The organism is Candidatus Moraniibacteriota bacterium, from assembly GCA_028688415.1.
In the GTDB taxonomy this organism is placed as follows: domain Bacteria; phylum Patescibacteriota; class Minisyncoccia; order Moranbacterales; family UBA1568; genus UBA1568.
In genome coordinates this window covers 743,102-759,818 of the sequence record JAQTYF010000001.1, presented here as the reverse complement: position 1 = coordinate 759,818, position 16,717 = coordinate 743,102, and the positions used below count along the sequence as shown (strand labels likewise).

Genomic DNA, 16,717 nt, shown 5'->3' with positions numbered 1-16,717 from the left:
GAGGAAGAATGCTCTTCCTCTTTCTTTTATCTGCAATAAATTTTTTCTATGTCATTCCTTGATGCAAAAAATCAAACGCCTGCAGTTCGGACAATGCAAAGTGATCTTGATGCACTGAAGAATCACATCAATATTTCTTCTCCTATTGCTCAGGAACATAATTCAGTTCCGGTGCCCATTACTCCTGCTTCTACTTCTGCTCCATTACCTTCTCAACAGTCTCGACCAAAGAATCCTTTTCAGCAAGATATCGCAAAAATAACTGAAACAATTCCAGTAACCGCTAATACTGAACAGTTTGTCAATCCTTTTGCGGTAGCGCCAAAACCACAATCAGGAATACCTCCCAAACAAGCACAAGAAACACAAATAGGGAGAGTGTCAAATACTTCGGATACGAACATTGAACTCGATGCTCCAAAAGGAAAAAAAGTGCTCTGGATCGCAATAATCGTTCTACTTGTTTTGCTTGCGTGTGGTGGAATTGCTTATTATTTTATTGTTGTAAGAGCGACTTCTTCTGTGTCAGCAACGCAAACATCCGAAGAGAAAGTGGTACCAGCGGTAGTTGAAGAAACTGTTCCTCTGGTGTCTCCCTATGCTTTGAATACCGCTAATTATCTTCCTCTTAATATCGAAACAGTATCTGTCGAAGACATCAGAAATACGCTTCGTTCTGTATCGACACGTATCAGCGAGGCTTCGATCGAACAACCAGTCGAGTTTCTTATCACTGATCAAAATAATAATAAATTAGCATTTAGTCGTTTTGCACTTCTTCTTAAGCTGGAAATGAATCCTGAACTGCTTTCAAATATTGATGAATCTTTTTCACTCTATATGTATAACGATGCAGGAAAAGTACGTATTGGTCTAGATTTGCTTTTGAAAAATCAGACAGCTGTTGTCTCGTTACTTTCCAAGAGTGAAAATACACTTCCGTACGCTTTACGAATGTTGCTCCTTGGACCAAATATCACTGTTTCTCAATCTACATCTTTTAAATCTAATGTGTATACTTCTCGTGTTTCGATGAATACTGCTCCGATTGCGATACGCTATGCAAATGTGGATACTGAAAAAAATATCTCTCTGGATTATGCGATCACGAAAAATCATTGGTATATCGGAACCAGTAAAAATACATTGACAGCTATCCTTGATAAGAATGTGAAATAAAGGCTTGAAAGAAAAGAAAAATAAAGTCGGCGACTTCTTTTTTTCTTGAAGAAAAGAAAAAAGAAAAAAGAAAAAGAAAAGAAGGGAAAGAATGCCGACGACAAAGGAAAAGACGTCTCTCTCCGTTGACCCAAGACCATTTTTCTGCTATAATGAATTTGTAAGTGATGATCTTTGACAATCTTTCCTTTACCAGATGTTCTCAAACGGTGGTGGATTTTTCTTTCTCAATAATCTGTTGTGGATGAAACCTCCATCACTGTTCAAGTGTTTCGACAATGTATCGAAACCGCCTCGCCCTAACACGAGGACCAAAATAAAAACAAAATTTGTTCTTCCTGAAAAATAAAAACCCAGGAAAAAAACAAAAAGAAACAAAAAATCGTTCTTTCAAAAAAAACAAAAGGCTACGTGCCAGAGAACGGTGAAGGGAGAAGTATTTGCCAGTTAGGACAAATGCGAAAATAGCATGAGCACAAACTACAGGAATGATCAATGGATTATTATGCTTTCTCACCCGGAAGCTACATAACCGACATACCTGTTGGCACATGCAACGTTCGGGCGTACAGCCAAGATTTTACTATTTGGGCGTCGTACGCCCGGACACCAACATTTCATCCGTCCGGGTACAATCAATAAACACTATAATGGCTTCAAAGGCCGTTTTTTTATTGTTTGTCTATGCGTTTAGCATAGCTACAAACAATAAACCCCGCGGCATGCGGGGTAATTATAATCTACATCTGACGTAGATAGAGAAGATAGATGTTGATTCTTTTTATAACAAGCAACCTTCCTGGGAGTCATTCGTTCACCGAAGCGTTTGAACTTCTCTTATGGACTTTTTTTGATCCGTCGAAACGACGGCACCGTGCTCAAAAAAACTCCAACTCTCCCAGAAAGATTCTTGTCATAAAAAGAAAGGTTTCTATTAATATCGATTCCTTTCTTGATTATTTTTGAACGTGGTAGAATAATCTCATACGTATGGGAACATTTTTTGTACAATCAGAATCTGGATCGCTTGGTGAATCACTTGGTTGTCGATACTTGAAGGATAAAGGATACACGATTCTTGAAACAAATTATTGTAATACTTCTGGCCGACGATTAGGAGAAATCGATATTGTGGCAAAGAAAGGGAAAGAACTTGTTTTTGTTGAGGTAAAAACACGTCTAGGAAGAGAAGGAGGTGCTCTCGTCCCTGAATCGAGTATCACACGAGCAAAGCTTCATAAATTGGAACGTATTGTAGCGTACTATTTGCGTGAAAAAAAGTGTCAATCAATGCCCTATCATTTTGATGCACTCGCTATCCTCTATGATGAAACGTCCAAAAAAGCTTTTATACGACATTTGGAGCATATCTTTTTGTAGACAAAGTACCATTTTTTTGGTACACTGAAGTTAAGAATAATTTTTTTGGTACAATTCTATGGCACTTGATGAAACAACACTGGCCACTCTCAAAAGCAAACTGATGGAAGAAAAAGCCCGTTTGGAAGCAGAGCTTTCTGTATTTGCAAAATCGACAGATATCGCTGGTAACTATGAAACACAAATTGAACAACTCGGTACTGATTTAGAAGACAATACAACTGAGGTAGAAGGATATATCGATAATCTTGGATTGGAAGTCAATCTCGAAGCTCAATTGAAAGATGTGAATGATGCTCTGGAAAAGATGACACAAGGAACGTATGGCGTTTGTGAGAAAACAGGAGAACAAATCAATACTGATCGTTTGATGGCGTATCCTTCCGCACGTACAGTGGCATAACAGACGTATGTTCGACTTGATAAAACTGCAAAAAGTATTCATTCCAGTACTTTTTGTGGTTTTTTTTATTTGGGTACAAATTTGGCTTCATCTCTGGCTCTTTTTCTCTCCATATAGAGAAATTGTGTGTAATTATAATGGACCATTCGGTATCTCGATTCCTTCCTGGTTGTCTCTCGGAAGTGCTGTAGGCATAATGATTATCATAATACTGTTTCGTAATAAACTCTTTTCTTCTTTCTTCGGTGGCTGGCCCTTCTTCTTGATACTTTCTGGTGGTCTGGGGAATATTTTGGAGCGCTTTACTTTTGGCTGTATAATGGATTATATCGCTATTTTTTCTCTTCCTGTATTCAATATAGCTGATATTGCTCTTACTCTCGGAGTCATCGGAGTAGTATGGAAGTGGCGGAGAGAACATGCAGAAAATATTTGAGATTTTTAATTTTTGTATATAGTTATGTCAGCAAAAGTATATTCTGCGACAACACTCGGGCTTGAAAGTGTTTCTGTAGAAGTGGAAGTTGATGTGCTTTCTGCTGGACTTCATACATTTACATTGGTTGGACTTCCTGATACCTCGATCAAAGAATCACGCGATCGTGTGAGTGCTGGACTAAAAAATAGCGGATTCAAACCACCACATCAGTGTGGTCGAGTCACGGTGAATCTTGCTCCTGCTGATCTTCCCAAAAATACACCGATCTATGATCTTCCGATGGCACTTGGATTTCTCTTGGCAACAGAACAGATAGCCTTTGATTATCGAAAAAAATTGTTTATTGGAGAATTGGCACTCGATGGAAGTGCACGAAAAGTACAAGGAGTCTTGCCAATTGCCTTGTATGCGAAAGAAAATGGTTTTGAAGAACTCTATGTACCAAAAGAAAATGCGTATGAAGCATCGCTTGTTCTTGGTATTGATGTAATCCCCGTACACAATCTTTTTGATATTGCCAAGCATCTCACGGGAGAAAATCGTCTCGTACCGTACGAACGGAAAGAGGTAATATTTTCTGCTGAAGAATACAATGATCTTGATATGTCGTACGTCCTCGGTCAAGAACATGCGAAACGAGCGCTGGAAATTGCAGCGGCTGGCGGACACAATACACTTTTTATCGGACCACCAGGATCAGGAAAGACATTACTCGCTAAAACGCTTCCAACAATTCTTCCACGATTGGATCTCGAAGAAAGTCTCGAAATTACCAAAATATTTTCCATCGCTGGACGTTTGCCAAAAAATAATGCGCTTATTATGATACGACCATTTCGTGCGCCGCATCATTCGGCGAGCGCAGTATCTCTTGTGGGCGGAGGGTCATTTCCTCGTCCCGGGGAAATCAGTTTGGCACATCGAGGAGTGTTGTTTCTCGATGAATTCGCAGAATTTTCACGATCAGTCTTGGAGAATCTTCGTCAACCACTCGAAGAAGGGGAAATTACTGTTTCTCGAGCCAAGGGATCGCTTCATTTTCCGGCACGGTTTATGCTGGTAGCCGCGATGAACCCTTGTCCGTGTGGACACAACGGTGATCCGGAACGTATTTGCTCTTGTTCTCCTTTTCAAGTGGTTCGGTATCGACAGAAAATTTCAGGACCTATTCTCGATCGTATTGATCTTCATGTCGATGTGCCACGAGTCAAATTCGAAAAATTGGAAGGAAAGGATAGAGATGCTGAAAAAAGTAGCGCTATTCGAACACGTGTCGAAAGTGCTCGCGCACTGCAGAAAGAACGATATAAAGGGGCTGGTTGTCGAACAAATGCAGAAATGACGAGTCATCAGGTGAAGAAGTTTTGTGTATTGAACAATGAAACCAAAGAAATACTCAGAAGTGCAGTTTCGACACTGAAACTCTCGGCACGAGCGTATATGCGAATACTCAAAGTAGCACGAACAATTGCCGATCTCTCATCATCTCCGACTATCGAAGTATCACATCTCACAGAAGCCCTACAATATCGATTCAAAGAGTAGAGAAAAGTACGTATGTATCGGAATACAAGAACAAAAAAAAGAGAAAATAAGAGGAAAAAGTGGATCTTTCTCTCTTTTTTTATCATAGGTACATTTTTGATTTTTTGGTACAATGATTTTTTGAAAGAGCCAGTATTAGAGGGATGGGATACCTATAAATTAAAAAAAGTTGTCCTTATTGATGAGGGGTTTCATTATTCCTTTTCAGATGTTTCAGAAGAAACGGTGAAAGAATTTCTTGAAACAGAAAAACTCTCACTTCAAGAAGGGGATAGTGTCTTCCCAGATGAAAATACAAAAATTTTTTCCGGATCATATATTTTTGTTGCACGAGCACATACGATAAAAGTGATGGTGGATGGGAGTGAAAATATACTGCACACACAAGCGCTTACAGTGGGCCAGGCTCTTGATGAGAGTATCTTTGTGATAGACGCTGATGATATTGTGAAACCGAGTCGAGAGACACTGATAGGCAGTGGTATCAGTGTTGTTGTTACGCGGGTAGTAATCGAAGAAAGAGTTGTCGAAAAAGCGATCCCTTTTGAAAAGAAAGTCAATGAAGACGAAACTCTTTCGTGGCGGAAAAATATTGTTACGCAGAAAGGAGAAGATGGTATGAAAAAACTCACGTACAGAATCAGTAAATATGATGATAAAGAGGTAAATAGGAAACTGCTTGATACAGAGATTATCAAAGAACCAGTTCCAGAAATCACAACACAAGGAACTATGGTCAAACTTGGGAAAAGTCATACAGGGGGAGCATCGTGGTACGCCTGGACAGGGACGATGGCAGCTGCCAATCCCTGGCTTCCCAAAGGATCATTCGTAAAAGTAACGAATGTCGATAATGGAAAAAGCGTTATCGTAAAAATCAATGATCGCGGACCTTTTGTGCCAGGTCGTATCATCGATCTCGATAAGGTTGCTTTTGCGAAAATAGCTTCTCTCGGAGCGGGCGTCATCAATGTCAAAATGGAAGAGATCGTCAATTGATTGATAAGAAAAGACATCCTTTTGATTGATTGTAGGTTGTGGGATGAATGACGATACGATATACTAGACAAGAGTTATACTTCCTGAGTAAAAAATGAACGAATCATTACTGCACGTCGAAAATTTGAATGTGACATACAACCAAGGAAAGCAGAACGAAATGCGTTCACTTCAGGGGGTGAGTTTGGATATTTATCCAGAAGAATACGTGATTGTTTTTGGTCCATCTGGTTGTGGCAAGTCGACCCTGCTGTATTCACTCGCAGCACTCCAGGCTCCGACATCTGGTGAGATATTGTTCAATGGAAAAGCATTCTCTCAGATGACGAAGAAAGACAAATTGCTTTATCACCAATTGGGTATGGGAATGATTTTTCAGGCTTTCTTCCTTATCCCATCCCTCACCATCATTGATAATATCTGTCTTCCAAAATTGTTCCGCAATGAAGACAAGAAAACACGACACGAAGAAGGAATGCAACTTCTGAAGCGTTTTGGCATTCTCGAACAAGCATTCAAATTCCCGAGCGAATTGTCTGGTGGACAAAAACAACGTGCCTCTATTGCACGTTCACTTATCAACAAACCAGATATCATTTTTGCCGATGAACCAGTCGGAAACCTCGATAGCGCCTCCGCAGAAAACGTGCTGGCAATTCTCAAAGAGTTAAATGAAGTAGATAAGAAGACTATCGTCCTCGTGACACATGAGCCGAATCACCTCCAATATGGAGACCGGAATATCTTCATGAAGGATGGGAAGATCCTCCGAGAAGAAGTACACAAAGAAAAACGAAACATTACACACGCTGTCGATGCAAATGCCAAACTTGAGGCGGAAAAACTTGAGGCTGCCAAACGTTCTCCAGAGCTTGAAATGCTGCTCCGTAGTTTTCAGAATATGCCTCAAGACCAGGTGTCGGCATTGCTTGTTCCTTACAAGGTAAAGCAGATGATGTTTCATATTCTTTCAGAAATTACCGAAGAGCAGGTCAAAATCACTGAAGGATTTCTTAAAGAATATCTTTTTAATAGCATCAAACAGGAAGAATTAGCACAAATGCTCGATGCCCCGTTTCTAGAAGGAGGAGCAAACTGGAATGTACGTCGTGCCTATTCGTTCTCGGAACGTGTTGCCGGACTCGTAGATCAAGCGAGAAAGATGAAAGAGCTTCCTTTGCATGCGACAGAATCTCTCGGTGAATATCTCACGTCACATTTTTCGCTTGTGTTGAACGAAGAACAACAGTCTCGATTCTACACAATTCTGAAACAACGTACAGAAAATAAAATCGATCATACTGGATTACTCCATCTTCTCGATCTCCCAGTAGCCAAAGAAGGTATGGGACTTCATCGATTTACTGCAGAAAGAATTGCTCAAGAAGTGGAAATGCTTTTACTTATCAAGTATTAATAAACGATGTGATGTATGAAGTTCTCTGATGCTTTCACTCTCTCAACCCGTATGTTCAAGGCTCGCAAGATGCGAACAGCTTTGACGATTCTTGGTATGAGTGTCGGTATCGGAGCAGTACTCTTTCTTGTTTCTCTCGGGTATGGACTTCAGAAAGCACTTCTCGATCGTATCACAACTGATGATTCTCTTGTGACACTCGATGTGACTGAGGCCAATGCAACATTCGTACCAATCGATCAAGAACGCATAGAAAGAATCACGGCTTTCGAAGGAGTGGTAGAGGTGAGTCCTTCTTCTCGATTGACCGCACAGGGACTCATCAATGGAGTGTCGCTTGATCTAACAGTCATCGGTACCACGCCCATGTTTATGAAACTCAGTGGTACTCGTCTCGAGAAAGGATCAATGATCAACGACGCGACCCCTCGAGGCATCCTTATTTCTTCTGCATTAGCGACGGTTTTTGAAAAAGATGGTGCGAGTATCATTGATACACCGATAGAGTTAACCTTTTTCGTTTCTCGAGCTACTAAAGACGATGTGCAGGATAAATTGGAAAAAATAGAATCAGAACATTCTTACACAGTCATCGGAGTGATACCGAGTGAGGAAAATATCATATATGTTCATTCTGTCTCTTTTCCAGAGAATGCTGTCGAACATTATTCACAACTCAAAGTCAAATGTGCCTCAAGTAATGTAATGGAATCAGTACGAGAGAAAATTGTTGGTGAAGGACTTCTTGTTTCATCTCTTTCTGATACGATTGATCAGGCAAATAAAATTTTCTCTATTGTACAAATTGTATTGATGAGTTTTGGTATCGTTGCTCTCGTAGTATCAGCTATCGGAATGTTCAATACAATGACGATCACGCTTATGGAACGTACCGAAGAGATTGGTATTATGAAATCTATCGGAGCTTCTGATATGACCATCTCCACTCTTTTTTTGTGGGAATCTATTATCATGGGATTCCTCGGGGGCCTGGGGGGAGTGGTACTTGGTATTGTCGGAGGAGCAGGACTCAACATCGCTATTAATTTTCTCGCAGTGAGGCTCGGTGGTTCTTCTGTTAACCTTTTTTTCACTCCGACATGGTTTATCGCTCTTATTATTGTCTTCGGTGCTTTTGTCGGATTTCTCACAGCGCTCGTGCCAGCGAGACGAGCGAGTAAAATCGATCCTCTCGAAGCGCTTCGATACAAATAAAAAAGTTGTGTTTTTTAGGAAATATCTGATATGATACTCCTTCAAGTTTCATATATCTGATACTGCAAATATTTATGCAAATAAAAGCGAAAAAATCACTGGGACAAAACTTTCTTAAAGATGAATCTGTTATTGCAAATATTTTTACCATTGCTGATGCAAAGTCCACTGATTGGGTTTTTGAAATCGGCCCCGGTACAGGAGTGCTGACTTCTCGGTTAGTAGGTATGGTGGAGAAAATAATTGCTATCGAACTCGATCACGAGCTCATTACACATCTCCAAGAAGAGTACAAAAATTCCAAAGAACTCTCTTTACTTGAGGGAAATATTCTCGATATGAACCTGAAAGAAGTTTTGGAAGAAACTCAATTCTCAGAACATCCGTATAAAATTATTGCGAACATTCCCTACTACATCACAGCTCCTATTATTCGCACGCTCCTCTCTCTAACCTATCCACCAGTATCGATGACACTCATGGTGCAGAATGAAGTAGCTGATCGTCTCTCTGCTAAGCCAGGAGATATGAGCCTCCTCTCACTCATGGCACAGTATTACGCGACCGTAGAAAAGAAATTGTTTGTGCCCAAAGAATCTTTTGAACCAGTGCCGAAAGTAGATAGTGCGGTAATTCAGATTATTCCAAGAAGAGCGTATGATGCTGAAGAAGATCGAAAAGTATTCAGACTTGCTCGAGCAGGATTCTCTGCACGAAGGAAAACACTGACGAACAATCTCTCGTCGAGTCTCGGTATCCCCAAGGAAACTATTGAATCTAAACTCGTAGAGCTTGGTCTGCGAATCGATATCCGTGCGCAGGCATTGTCTGTCGAGAATTGGGAAAATTTAGAAAAAATACTTTAGAAAAGAAGAAGTGTTAGAGTAATTCCGTAACAAAGAGTGAGAGTTACGAGGATGCCAGGCAATTTACGGAAGGAGAAGAAAGATGTATTTTTTTCTTCTCCTTTTTGTATGGTCCAGAAAGCGAGACTACCAAAAAAGAGTGCTGGGAAGAAAAGGGACCTTGCATTGAGGATAATCGTGCTGAATATATAAAACAAAAAAGTGGTACTCCCGAGAAGTATCTGGGCTTTTTTAGCACCGAGCAAGACAGGAATTGTATAGACAAAGTCTTTTTTATCACCGGCGATGTCTTTGAAATCTTTGATAGGAAGAACGAGCGTGTAAGCAAAGAAGAGGTAGAAGAGAATGGACATCGGCAGTGATGCGAGTCCGCTTGCTCCGGCAACAACGACAAATCCTGTGATAAGAATGAGAATACCAGCAAAACCAGCAAACAAAGTCGCAATAAAAGGGAATCGTTTCAGCCGAAGCGGTGGAGCTGAATAGAGCCAGGCGATGGATTGGTATCCGAGGAGCAAGAGAAGAGCGGAGAAACTGACAATACCAGCGAAGAGAAGTGAAGTGATGAAAAACAAGATACCCATTGTTTTATAGAGTTCTGTAGGGATGGTTTTTTGTATCAGAGGTCGATCACTATTGGTAACAGTATCTATATTCATGTCGAAACAATCATTGGCAATGACAGAAGCGATCCATGCACTCTCGATAGCGATAATGAGTGTGATTGTTCCGGTGATGTGGAAGAAATCAATAGAGAAAGGTGTTTCGGTGAGGAAGAAGGCAAGGATCATACCGAGAACGAGCAATCCACCGTGATAGAAAACCTGTGGGAGACGGACGTTTCTCAAGAGTGCAAAAAAGTATTGTGTATATTCTCTGTAGAGAAGGAGACCTACGAGAAACGCACTCATCACGCTATAGACCATACTCATTTTCACATTCAGTACGCTCCGAAAATCTGTCAGGTCACGAGCAAAGATATACTGTGGTGTGAGGAAGAGTCCGGCTACATCGTTCTGATTGATGGCAAAAAATCCTTTTTCGAAACTGAGGATACCGAGTGTGAGCCAAGCTGGGAAGGTGCCGAGAATGAAGAGCGCGGTATAGGTGAGGAGCGCAACGATGAACGCTTTTTTCTTGCTCTGTGATTTGAGGAAAGTATAGAGAGCGAGAGCGAGAGTGACGACGACGACCTCGACACGGACACCGTAGGTGATACCCATATCGGGTGTATCTCCGAAGAGAGTGAAGAATCGTTTGATAAGTCCGATGAATCCATCGAATTCGTAGAAACTCCAGAAATGACTGCCGTGAAAAATGATGTTATCAATAATCGGTGGCGTGAGAATGATGAGAAAACCGAACAAGAGGACATTGGCAGCTTTTTCGAAGCTGATATTTCCAGCGTAGCGAACGAGAGATACAAGCAGAAGGAATGAGCAGAGAAAAAAAAAGAAGGTATGAGTGAATTCAAAAAAGAAAAAGAAAAAGGAGTGTTCTTGAAAAAGTCCAAAAGAAGTCTCGATAAGGAGGCGGGTAACAATGAGCGCAAAAAAAGCCACTACAAAAGAAGTAAGAGTGAGCGGAGCATCCTCGATAGTCTGAATTATCTTCCTCAGTATTTTTTTCATACTCATATAATACCATATACTTCTTGAAGATAGAGTGTTCGAGAAAATTATGTTAGAATGACTCAGATGTAGAAAGATAAGTGATGCAAGATAAGAGATAGGTGATAGGGAAAAATAAAACAATCCCTTTTTATCTTCGACTCTTGTTTATCTTTTATCAATTATCATGTATCCATTATCCTCTTTTATATGAAATTTTGGGAAAAAGGGCTGAATCCTGAGCAATTACGAGCAGTACTCACGACCGAAGGAGCGGTGCTTATCTTGGCAGGAGCGGGATCTGGGAAGACAAAAACACTCACCCATCGTATCGCTTACCTCATGAATGAGAAAAAGGTGTCACCGAATGCGATTCTCGCGGTGACGTTTACGAACAAGGCTGCTGGAGAAATGCGCGAACGCATCGAGAAACTCTTAAAGGAAAGTGACATGGCAGAATATGGTGATGTCGTTCTTCCTCAATATATCGGTACGTTTCACAATATCTGTTGTCGTATTTTGCGACGAGAGATCGAAGCGCTCGGATATGAGAAGAATTTCAATATTCTCGACAGCCAAGACCAGGAATCGCTCGTGAAGAAAGCGATGAAGGAACTGGAAATCAATCCTGACCAGATCCGTCCACGAGCTGTTCTTGATGCTATTTCCCGTGCCAAGAATGCGTTCTCGGATGCTTCGCAGTTCACCTCACAGGCGGGGAGCTATATCGAAGAAACCGTCGCGAAAATCTACAGTCGTTATGAACAAGAGCTGAAACGAACGAATGCTCTGGATTTCGACGACCTCATCATGCTGACCGTCAAACTCTTCCAGGAACATCCGGAAGTACTCGAGAAGTATCAGCAGATTTTCCAGTACATCATGGTAGACGAGTATCAAGATACGAACTATCCTCAGTACCTCCTCGTCCATCTCCTCGCGAAAAAACACGGTAATATTTTTGTTATCGGTGATGATTATCAGTCAATCTATGGTTGGCGTCAGGCTGATATCCGAAATATCCTCAACTTCGAGAAAGATTATCAGGATGCAGCCGTCATCACGCTGGATCGTAATTATCGTTCGACGCAGATCATTCTCGATGCGGCCGACGGTATCATCTCCAAAAACGTCAATCAACGTCACAAGAAACTCTGGACCGATATCAAAGCAGGAGAACCGATCACGCTCTGTCCTGCGGAAGATGAAGAAGCAGAAGCGCGGTTTGTGGCGGAAACAGTGACCAAAGAACATACTGCTGGTCGCCCGTATAGTCATTTCGCCGTTCTGTATCGGACGAATGCTCAATCCCGTATCGTGGAAGAAATGTTCCTTCGTCATTCTATCGAGTATCGTGTTGTCGGCGGACTGAAATTCTACCAGCGCAAAGAAATCAAAGATATGATTGCCTATGTGAGATTGCTCGAAAATCCTCGCGATATATTGGCAGTGGAAAGAATCATCAATGAACCAACAAGAGGGTTGGGCAAAGCGACACTCGACAAATGGGTACAGTTCGGAAGAGAGCACGGTCTCGATCTCTTTGATGCAGCGTATGAGATGACTTTTGAAACGAGTGGACTACGAGAAGCAAAAATCAAATCCATCAGAGACTTCGTCGATATATTTCTCAAACTACGCGCCGAGATGGATCGTCGGACAGATATGCTCTTTCCAGAACTGCTCGATAAAATCAGTAAAGAAAGTGGATACTGGAGTAGCTTGGCAGATGGTACGACCGAAGGAGATGTCCGTCAGGAAAACGTGCAAGAACTCCTTTCTGTAGCGAAAAAATATGACAACATCGGACTCACTGATGCACTTCATCGTTTCCTCGAAGAAGTATCACTCTCCTCTGATACAGATGGTATCAGCCAAGAAAGTGATGTCGTTCATCTGATGACGGTGCACAGTTCCAAGGGACTCGAATTTCCTTTTGTCTTTATGCTCGGTATGGAAGAGGGGATATTTCCGCATTCTCGGAGTGCACTCGCCCCACAAGAAATGGAAGAGGAGCGACGTCTCATGTACGTCGGTGTCACTCGTGCCAAAGAAAAAGTACATCTCCTCTATGCCGAACAACGGATGATTTTTGGCTCTACACAGGTCAATCCTCCTTCCCGATTCTTGCAAGAAATACCACCACATCTCATCCTCGAACTCGAGCGTATCTCATCGGGGATGCTCGCCAAACGGCACGCACAAAAATCATTCTATCATTTCCCGACAACCAAGAAGCAAGTGACTCCAAAAATGGAAAGTACTGGAAACTCTGTGAATAATCAGGATCATACCCCACCGCTCGGAAAAGATGATGTCCGTCCAGGAGATATGGTAGAACACCCACAGTTCGGTGGAGGACTCATCGTCTCTATTTCTGGGACGCTTGCTACGATCGCCTTCAAACGTTCTGGTGTCAAAAAAATGATGCTTGGTGTTGCACCCCTTAGAAGAGGATAATAGATGAGGGATGCATGATAAGAGATAAAAAAACGAGGGTTACCTCGTTTTCTTTATAAGTCCAGTAAGAATTTTATCTGATTTTTCAAGTTGTGTAATAAACATTTTTTCGGATGAAAGATTTTTTATATACCCAAGATCTTTAGCAATAAGAAACTGACTTTCTACCTCGAGGAGAGAACCTTTTGCTATCCAAAAAAAGTGAACCCTATCTTTTCCGCTAGGTCTTCCATATCCTTCAGCTATATTTGATGGTATAGATACTGCAGCCCTTCGTATCTGATTTGTTAGTGCAAACAACTCCTCTTTCGGAAATTCTTTACTTATTGTATAAACTAACAATGCTAATTTATGAGCTTCTTGCCATGCAAATAAGTCTTGAAATTTTTTAATCTTTTCTTCCATATCCTTATTTATTATTTTTCTTTTATCATCCATTATCTATTATCAATTCTTTCTTTATCAATTATCACTCATCATGCATCAATTATCAGTTTCCCCCCGCTTCTTCCTCTTCGCATGGAACGCCTGGTGAACTTCTTTGAGGTGTTCATTGGTCACGTGGGTATAGATCTGAGTGGTCGTGATAGAGGCATGACCGAGCATTGATTGGACAGAGCGGATATCAGCACCGTTCCGGAGGAGGTCGGTTGCGAAACTATGTCGGAGCGTGTGAGGATGAACATCTTTTATGATGCCAGCTTTCTTGGCATAGTATTTGACGAGGCGTTCGATGCTTCGTACAGTGAGACGGTTGCTTTCTCTTTCTGCACTTTTTCTGTTTTGGAGTCCAGGCTTCTGATAAGCGACAAAGAGCGCTGGATCGACATCGACACGTTTTTCGAGATATTTTCTGAGAGCATCTTTGGCATCTGGAGAAATAAAAACAATACGGATTTTCCCCCCTTTACCACGGACACTGAATTCTTCTTTGTCGAGATTGACATGATCTCGATCGAGACTAACGAGTTCAGACACACGGAGACCAGAAGAAAAGAGGAGTTCGAGAATCGCCTTGTCACGAAGAGATTTCACGTGGACTCCATCAGAAGCAGAAATAAGTCTCTCTACCTCTTCGTATTCAAGAAAATCGATCTGACGATCAGGAGTTTTTCCTATCTCGATTTTCTCCGCCGTAAGTGTTTTGATATCGTGTCGTGAGAGATATTTAAGGAACGTGCGGATGACGACGGCGTGGTAGGCTTGAGTACTTTTCTTGAGAGTCTCTCCCTCTCGAGTCATTTTTCGGTTGAGATAGATTCTGTACTCATGTACTTTTTCTGCTGTAATATCTTGAGGAGTTTTTATTTTTCCCCACACAAAAAAGTATGAGAGCGTACGAATATAGCTGTCTACTGTTTTCTTGGACCGACTCATTTCTATTTCAAGATGGTCACAAAAATCCTTTGCTAGAGCCAGTATTTCTGTTTTTTGCTTTTCTATTTCTGGCATAAGAAATGATAAGTGATGCGTGATGCAGGATGAGTGATTAAAAGAGAAAGAGAAGATAAGAAAGAAAAAAGGAAAAAATAATAAGAGATGCAAGATGAATAATACTTAAAGTATATCATGTTTGGTATGAATGTTTCACTTTTTATTTTCTAGATTCCCGCCTACGTTGGAACGACAATGAAGGGAATGTATAGTACCGCAAGAATGAGTAAAAATATAAAAAGCTTTATATAAAGCAAAAAATCAAATTATAAACATAAAATAAGCTTTATTTAAGCCGTAATGAGTGGTTTTTTGCTTTTTTTCCATTGACTGGTAATTCTGAATAAGGTATACTGAATTTTGTAAAAATTAGGATAAATGCTTGATGCTCTCTTTTTCTCATTTTGAGAAAATTTGTATCTAGAGTGTTCTATCAATTGAAAGGCGAGAGTTTTATAAATACTCAATCCCCACATCCTTCTCTCAAGGCTCGTCTCGCGATGAGCAAGAATCATGTACGCTCATTGTTGACACGTACCCCTCATGAGGAGAAGGCAATGACACTGTCAGGTCATTTGAAAAATCTGCATACCCGTACACATTCTTCTCAGAAACATTTCCTCCAATTCATCAAAGAATTGTCTGGTTATCGTGTCGTGCGTGTTTTCCGTAATTACTCGGCTTTTTCTATCGTAGCCTCCAGCACTCTCCTTGTTTCGGCGAGCAATTTCACTCAAGGGAAAGACGCTGATAGTCTCTTGTTTGGCTATGTCAATGGAGATACTGTCAGTGAACAATCTCTCTCTGCGAAACATCGTATTGCTGCTCAAACCAGTAAGAAAGAAAATCTTTCCCTCGTACCGCTCGCCAGTACGGCAAGCACCATAGATCCAAACCAGAAGGATGATACTTCTTTTTTTGATATGCAGGGTCAAGCTGGTGGCAATCAAATTATTCTCTCTACAGAGAGTGCTATCGCTCGTGATCCAGAAGAAGATGGTGGTGTCAAGATCTATACCGTCGAATCAGGAGACACTGTGAGTGGGATTGCTACCAAGAACGGTATCACTGTCAATACTATCTTGTGGGCGAACGACCTCGATAACGTCGATCAGATCAAGCCAGGGGATCAGATATTTATCCTTCCTGTCGCTGGACTTTCCTATGCCGTGAAGCAGGGTGACACCATCGATACTATCGCAGCATCTTTCAAAGCAGAAAAAAGTAAAATTATTGCTTTCAACGAGCTTCCGGCCAACGGAAAGATAACCGTTGGTGATGTCATTATCATCCCAGATGGGAGGAAAGAAGAAGTGGTAAAGCCGACACCTGCCGGTACACTGGAACGACGACAGTATGCCAGCTCTGCTGGTGGTACAGCAACTGATATTTCTTCTGGGCGTAAACTCGATGGTAAAGCAGGGACAGGTCATCGATTCCCATACGGATGGTGTACCTGGTATGTCGCCCAGAAACGTTATGTCCCGTGGAGTGGTAATGCGGGTACATGGCTGTATAAGGCCAAAGCACTTGGTTATCAGACAGGACGAACACCGAGAGTCGGATCTATCATGGTAACCACTGAGAATCGTTTCTATGGTCACGTTGCTCTTGTAGAAAAAGTGAGTGGCGATACTATCACGGTAAGCGAGATGAACTATGTCGGCTGGGCCAAGACGAGTCGTCGAACACTCTCTGCATCGAGTCGTGCTATCAAAGGATTCATCTACTAAGAATAGGATACATGATGCAGGATAAGTGATGCAGGAT

General features: G+C 41.4%; 14 protein-coding genes. 11 read left to right on the top strand and 3 right to left on the bottom strand.

Annotated features, from left to right (window positions below):
- Window positions 1-48: 48 nt before the first annotated feature.
- From PHH40_03650 to rsmA, 9 genes are all read left to right on the top strand, one after another.
- Window positions 49-1,179: a hypothetical protein gene (locus PHH40_03650; GenBank protein MDD2766831.1), complete on the top strand. Its 1,131-nt coding sequence runs from the start codon at window positions 49-51 to the stop codon at window positions 1,177-1,179.
- Window positions 1,180-2,169: 990 nt separating this feature from the next.
- Window positions 2,170-2,559, top strand: coding sequence for a YraN family protein (locus PHH40_03645; GenBank protein MDD2766830.1), 390 nt, complete (start codon window positions 2,170-2,172; stop codon window positions 2,557-2,559).
- A gap of 58 nt (window positions 2,560-2,617) precedes the next feature.
- Window positions 2,618-2,962, top strand: a complete 345-nt coding sequence (locus tag PHH40_03640) for a hypothetical protein (protein ID MDD2766829.1) — start codon at window positions 2,618-2,620, stop codon at window positions 2,960-2,962.
- Between the two features lie 7 nt (window positions 2,963-2,969).
- On the top strand, window positions 2,970-3,398 hold the full coding sequence (locus PHH40_03635) for a signal peptidase II (GenBank protein ID MDD2766828.1): 429 nt from the start codon (window positions 2,970-2,972) through the stop codon (window positions 3,396-3,398).
- Between the two features lie 24 nt (window positions 3,399-3,422).
- A complete protein-coding gene (locus PHH40_03630; protein ID MDD2766827.1) occupies window positions 3,423-4,946 on the top strand; it encodes a YifB family Mg chelatase-like AAA ATPase in 1,524 nt (507 codons plus the stop codon).
- Between the two features lie 120 nt (window positions 4,947-5,066).
- On the top strand, window positions 5,067-5,945 hold the full coding sequence (locus PHH40_03625; GenBank protein MDD2766826.1) for a G5 domain-containing protein: 879 nt from the start codon (window positions 5,067-5,069) through the stop codon (window positions 5,943-5,945).
- A gap of 94 nt (window positions 5,946-6,039) precedes the next feature.
- On the top strand, window positions 6,040-7,362 hold the full coding sequence (locus tag PHH40_03620) for an ATP-binding cassette domain-containing protein (GenBank protein ID MDD2766825.1): 1,323 nt from the start codon (window positions 6,040-6,042) through the stop codon (window positions 7,360-7,362).
- A gap of 15 nt (window positions 7,363-7,377) precedes the next feature.
- On the top strand, window positions 7,378-8,577 hold the full coding sequence (locus tag PHH40_03615) for an ABC transporter permease (protein ID MDD2766824.1): 1,200 nt from the start codon (window positions 7,378-7,380) through the stop codon (window positions 8,575-8,577).
- A gap of 74 nt (window positions 8,578-8,651) precedes the next feature.
- Window positions 8,652-9,443 carry a 16S rRNA (adenine(1518)-N(6)/adenine(1519)-N(6))-dimethyltransferase RsmA gene (rsmA, locus tag PHH40_03610; protein ID MDD2766823.1) on the top strand — a complete coding sequence of 264 codons (792 nt, stop codon included), beginning with the start codon at window positions 8,652-8,654 and terminating at the stop codon, window positions 9,441-9,443.
- Here rsmA and PHH40_03605 read toward each other — a convergent pair.
- Complete coding sequence (locus PHH40_03605; protein ID MDD2766822.1) at window positions 9,440-11,074, bottom strand: UbiA family prenyltransferase; 1,635 nt, start codon at window positions 11,072-11,074, stop codon at window positions 9,440-9,442. The two genes, rsmA and PHH40_03605, sit on opposite strands and share 4 nt — an antisense overlap.
- A 189-nt stretch (window positions 11,075-11,263) precedes the next feature.
- Here PHH40_03605 and PHH40_03600 point away from each other — a divergent pair, with 189 nt between their 5' ends.
- Window positions 11,264-13,513 carry a UvrD-helicase domain-containing protein gene (locus tag PHH40_03600; GenBank protein ID MDD2766821.1) on the top strand — a complete coding sequence of 750 codons (2,250 nt, stop codon included), beginning with the start codon at window positions 11,264-11,266 and terminating at the stop codon, window positions 13,511-13,513.
- A 39-nt stretch (window positions 13,514-13,552) separates the two neighbouring features.
- On the opposite strand, the gene PHH40_03595 is transcribed toward PHH40_03600, so the two are convergent.
- Both PHH40_03595 and PHH40_03590 read right to left on the bottom strand, forming a co-directional pair.
- The gene (locus PHH40_03595) at window positions 13,553-13,918 is read right to left on the bottom strand and encodes a four helix bundle protein (protein MDD2766820.1); all 366 of its coding nucleotides are present in this window, start codon (window positions 13,916-13,918) and stop codon (window positions 13,553-13,555) included.
- Window positions 13,919-13,996: 78 nt separating this feature from the next.
- Complete coding sequence (locus PHH40_03590) at window positions 13,997-14,965, bottom strand: tyrosine-type recombinase/integrase (protein ID MDD2766819.1); 969 nt, start codon at window positions 14,963-14,965, stop codon at window positions 13,997-13,999.
- A gap of 386 nt (window positions 14,966-15,351) precedes the next feature.
- On the opposite strand from PHH40_03590, the gene PHH40_03585 reads away from it, so the two are divergent.
- A complete protein-coding gene (locus PHH40_03585; protein ID MDD2766818.1) occupies window positions 15,352-16,680 on the top strand; it encodes a LysM peptidoglycan-binding domain-containing protein in 1,329 nt (442 codons plus the stop codon).
- Window positions 16,681-16,717 lie beyond the last annotated feature (37 nt).

Coding starts and splice junctions, on each gene's coding strand:
- rsmA (MDD2766823.1), top strand. CDS start 8,652: ATGCAAATAAAAGCGAAAAAATCACTGGGACAAAACTTTCTTAAAGAT.
- PHH40_03615 (MDD2766824.1), top strand. CDS start 7,378: ATGAAGTTCTCTGATGCTTTCACTCTCTCAACCCGTATGTTCAAGGCT.
- PHH40_03605 (MDD2766822.1), bottom strand. CDS start 11,074: ATGAAAAAAATACTGAGGAAGATAATTCAGACTATCGAGGATGCTCCG.
- PHH40_03635 (MDD2766828.1), top strand. CDS start 2,970: ATGTTCGACTTGATAAAACTGCAAAAAGTATTCATTCCAGTACTTTTT.
- PHH40_03650 (MDD2766831.1), top strand. CDS start 49: ATGTCATTCCTTGATGCAAAAAATCAAACGCCTGCAGTTCGGACAATG.
- PHH40_03620 (MDD2766825.1), top strand. CDS start 6,040: ATGAACGAATCATTACTGCACGTCGAAAATTTGAATGTGACATACAAC.
- PHH40_03640 (MDD2766829.1), top strand. CDS start 2,618: ATGGCACTTGATGAAACAACACTGGCCACTCTCAAAAGCAAACTGATG.
- PHH40_03600 (MDD2766821.1), top strand. CDS start 11,264: ATGAAATTTTGGGAAAAAGGGCTGAATCCTGAGCAATTACGAGCAGTA.
- PHH40_03645 (MDD2766830.1), top strand. CDS start 2,170: ATGGGAACATTTTTTGTACAATCAGAATCTGGATCGCTTGGTGAATCA.
- PHH40_03595 (MDD2766820.1), bottom strand. CDS start 13,918: ATGGAAGAAAAGATTAAAAAATTTCAAGACTTATTTGCATGGCAAGAA.
- PHH40_03590 (MDD2766819.1), bottom strand. CDS start 14,965: ATGCCAGAAATAGAAAAGCAAAAAACAGAAATACTGGCTCTAGCAAAG.
- PHH40_03630 (MDD2766827.1), top strand. CDS start 3,423: ATGTCAGCAAAAGTATATTCTGCGACAACACTCGGGCTTGAAAGTGTT.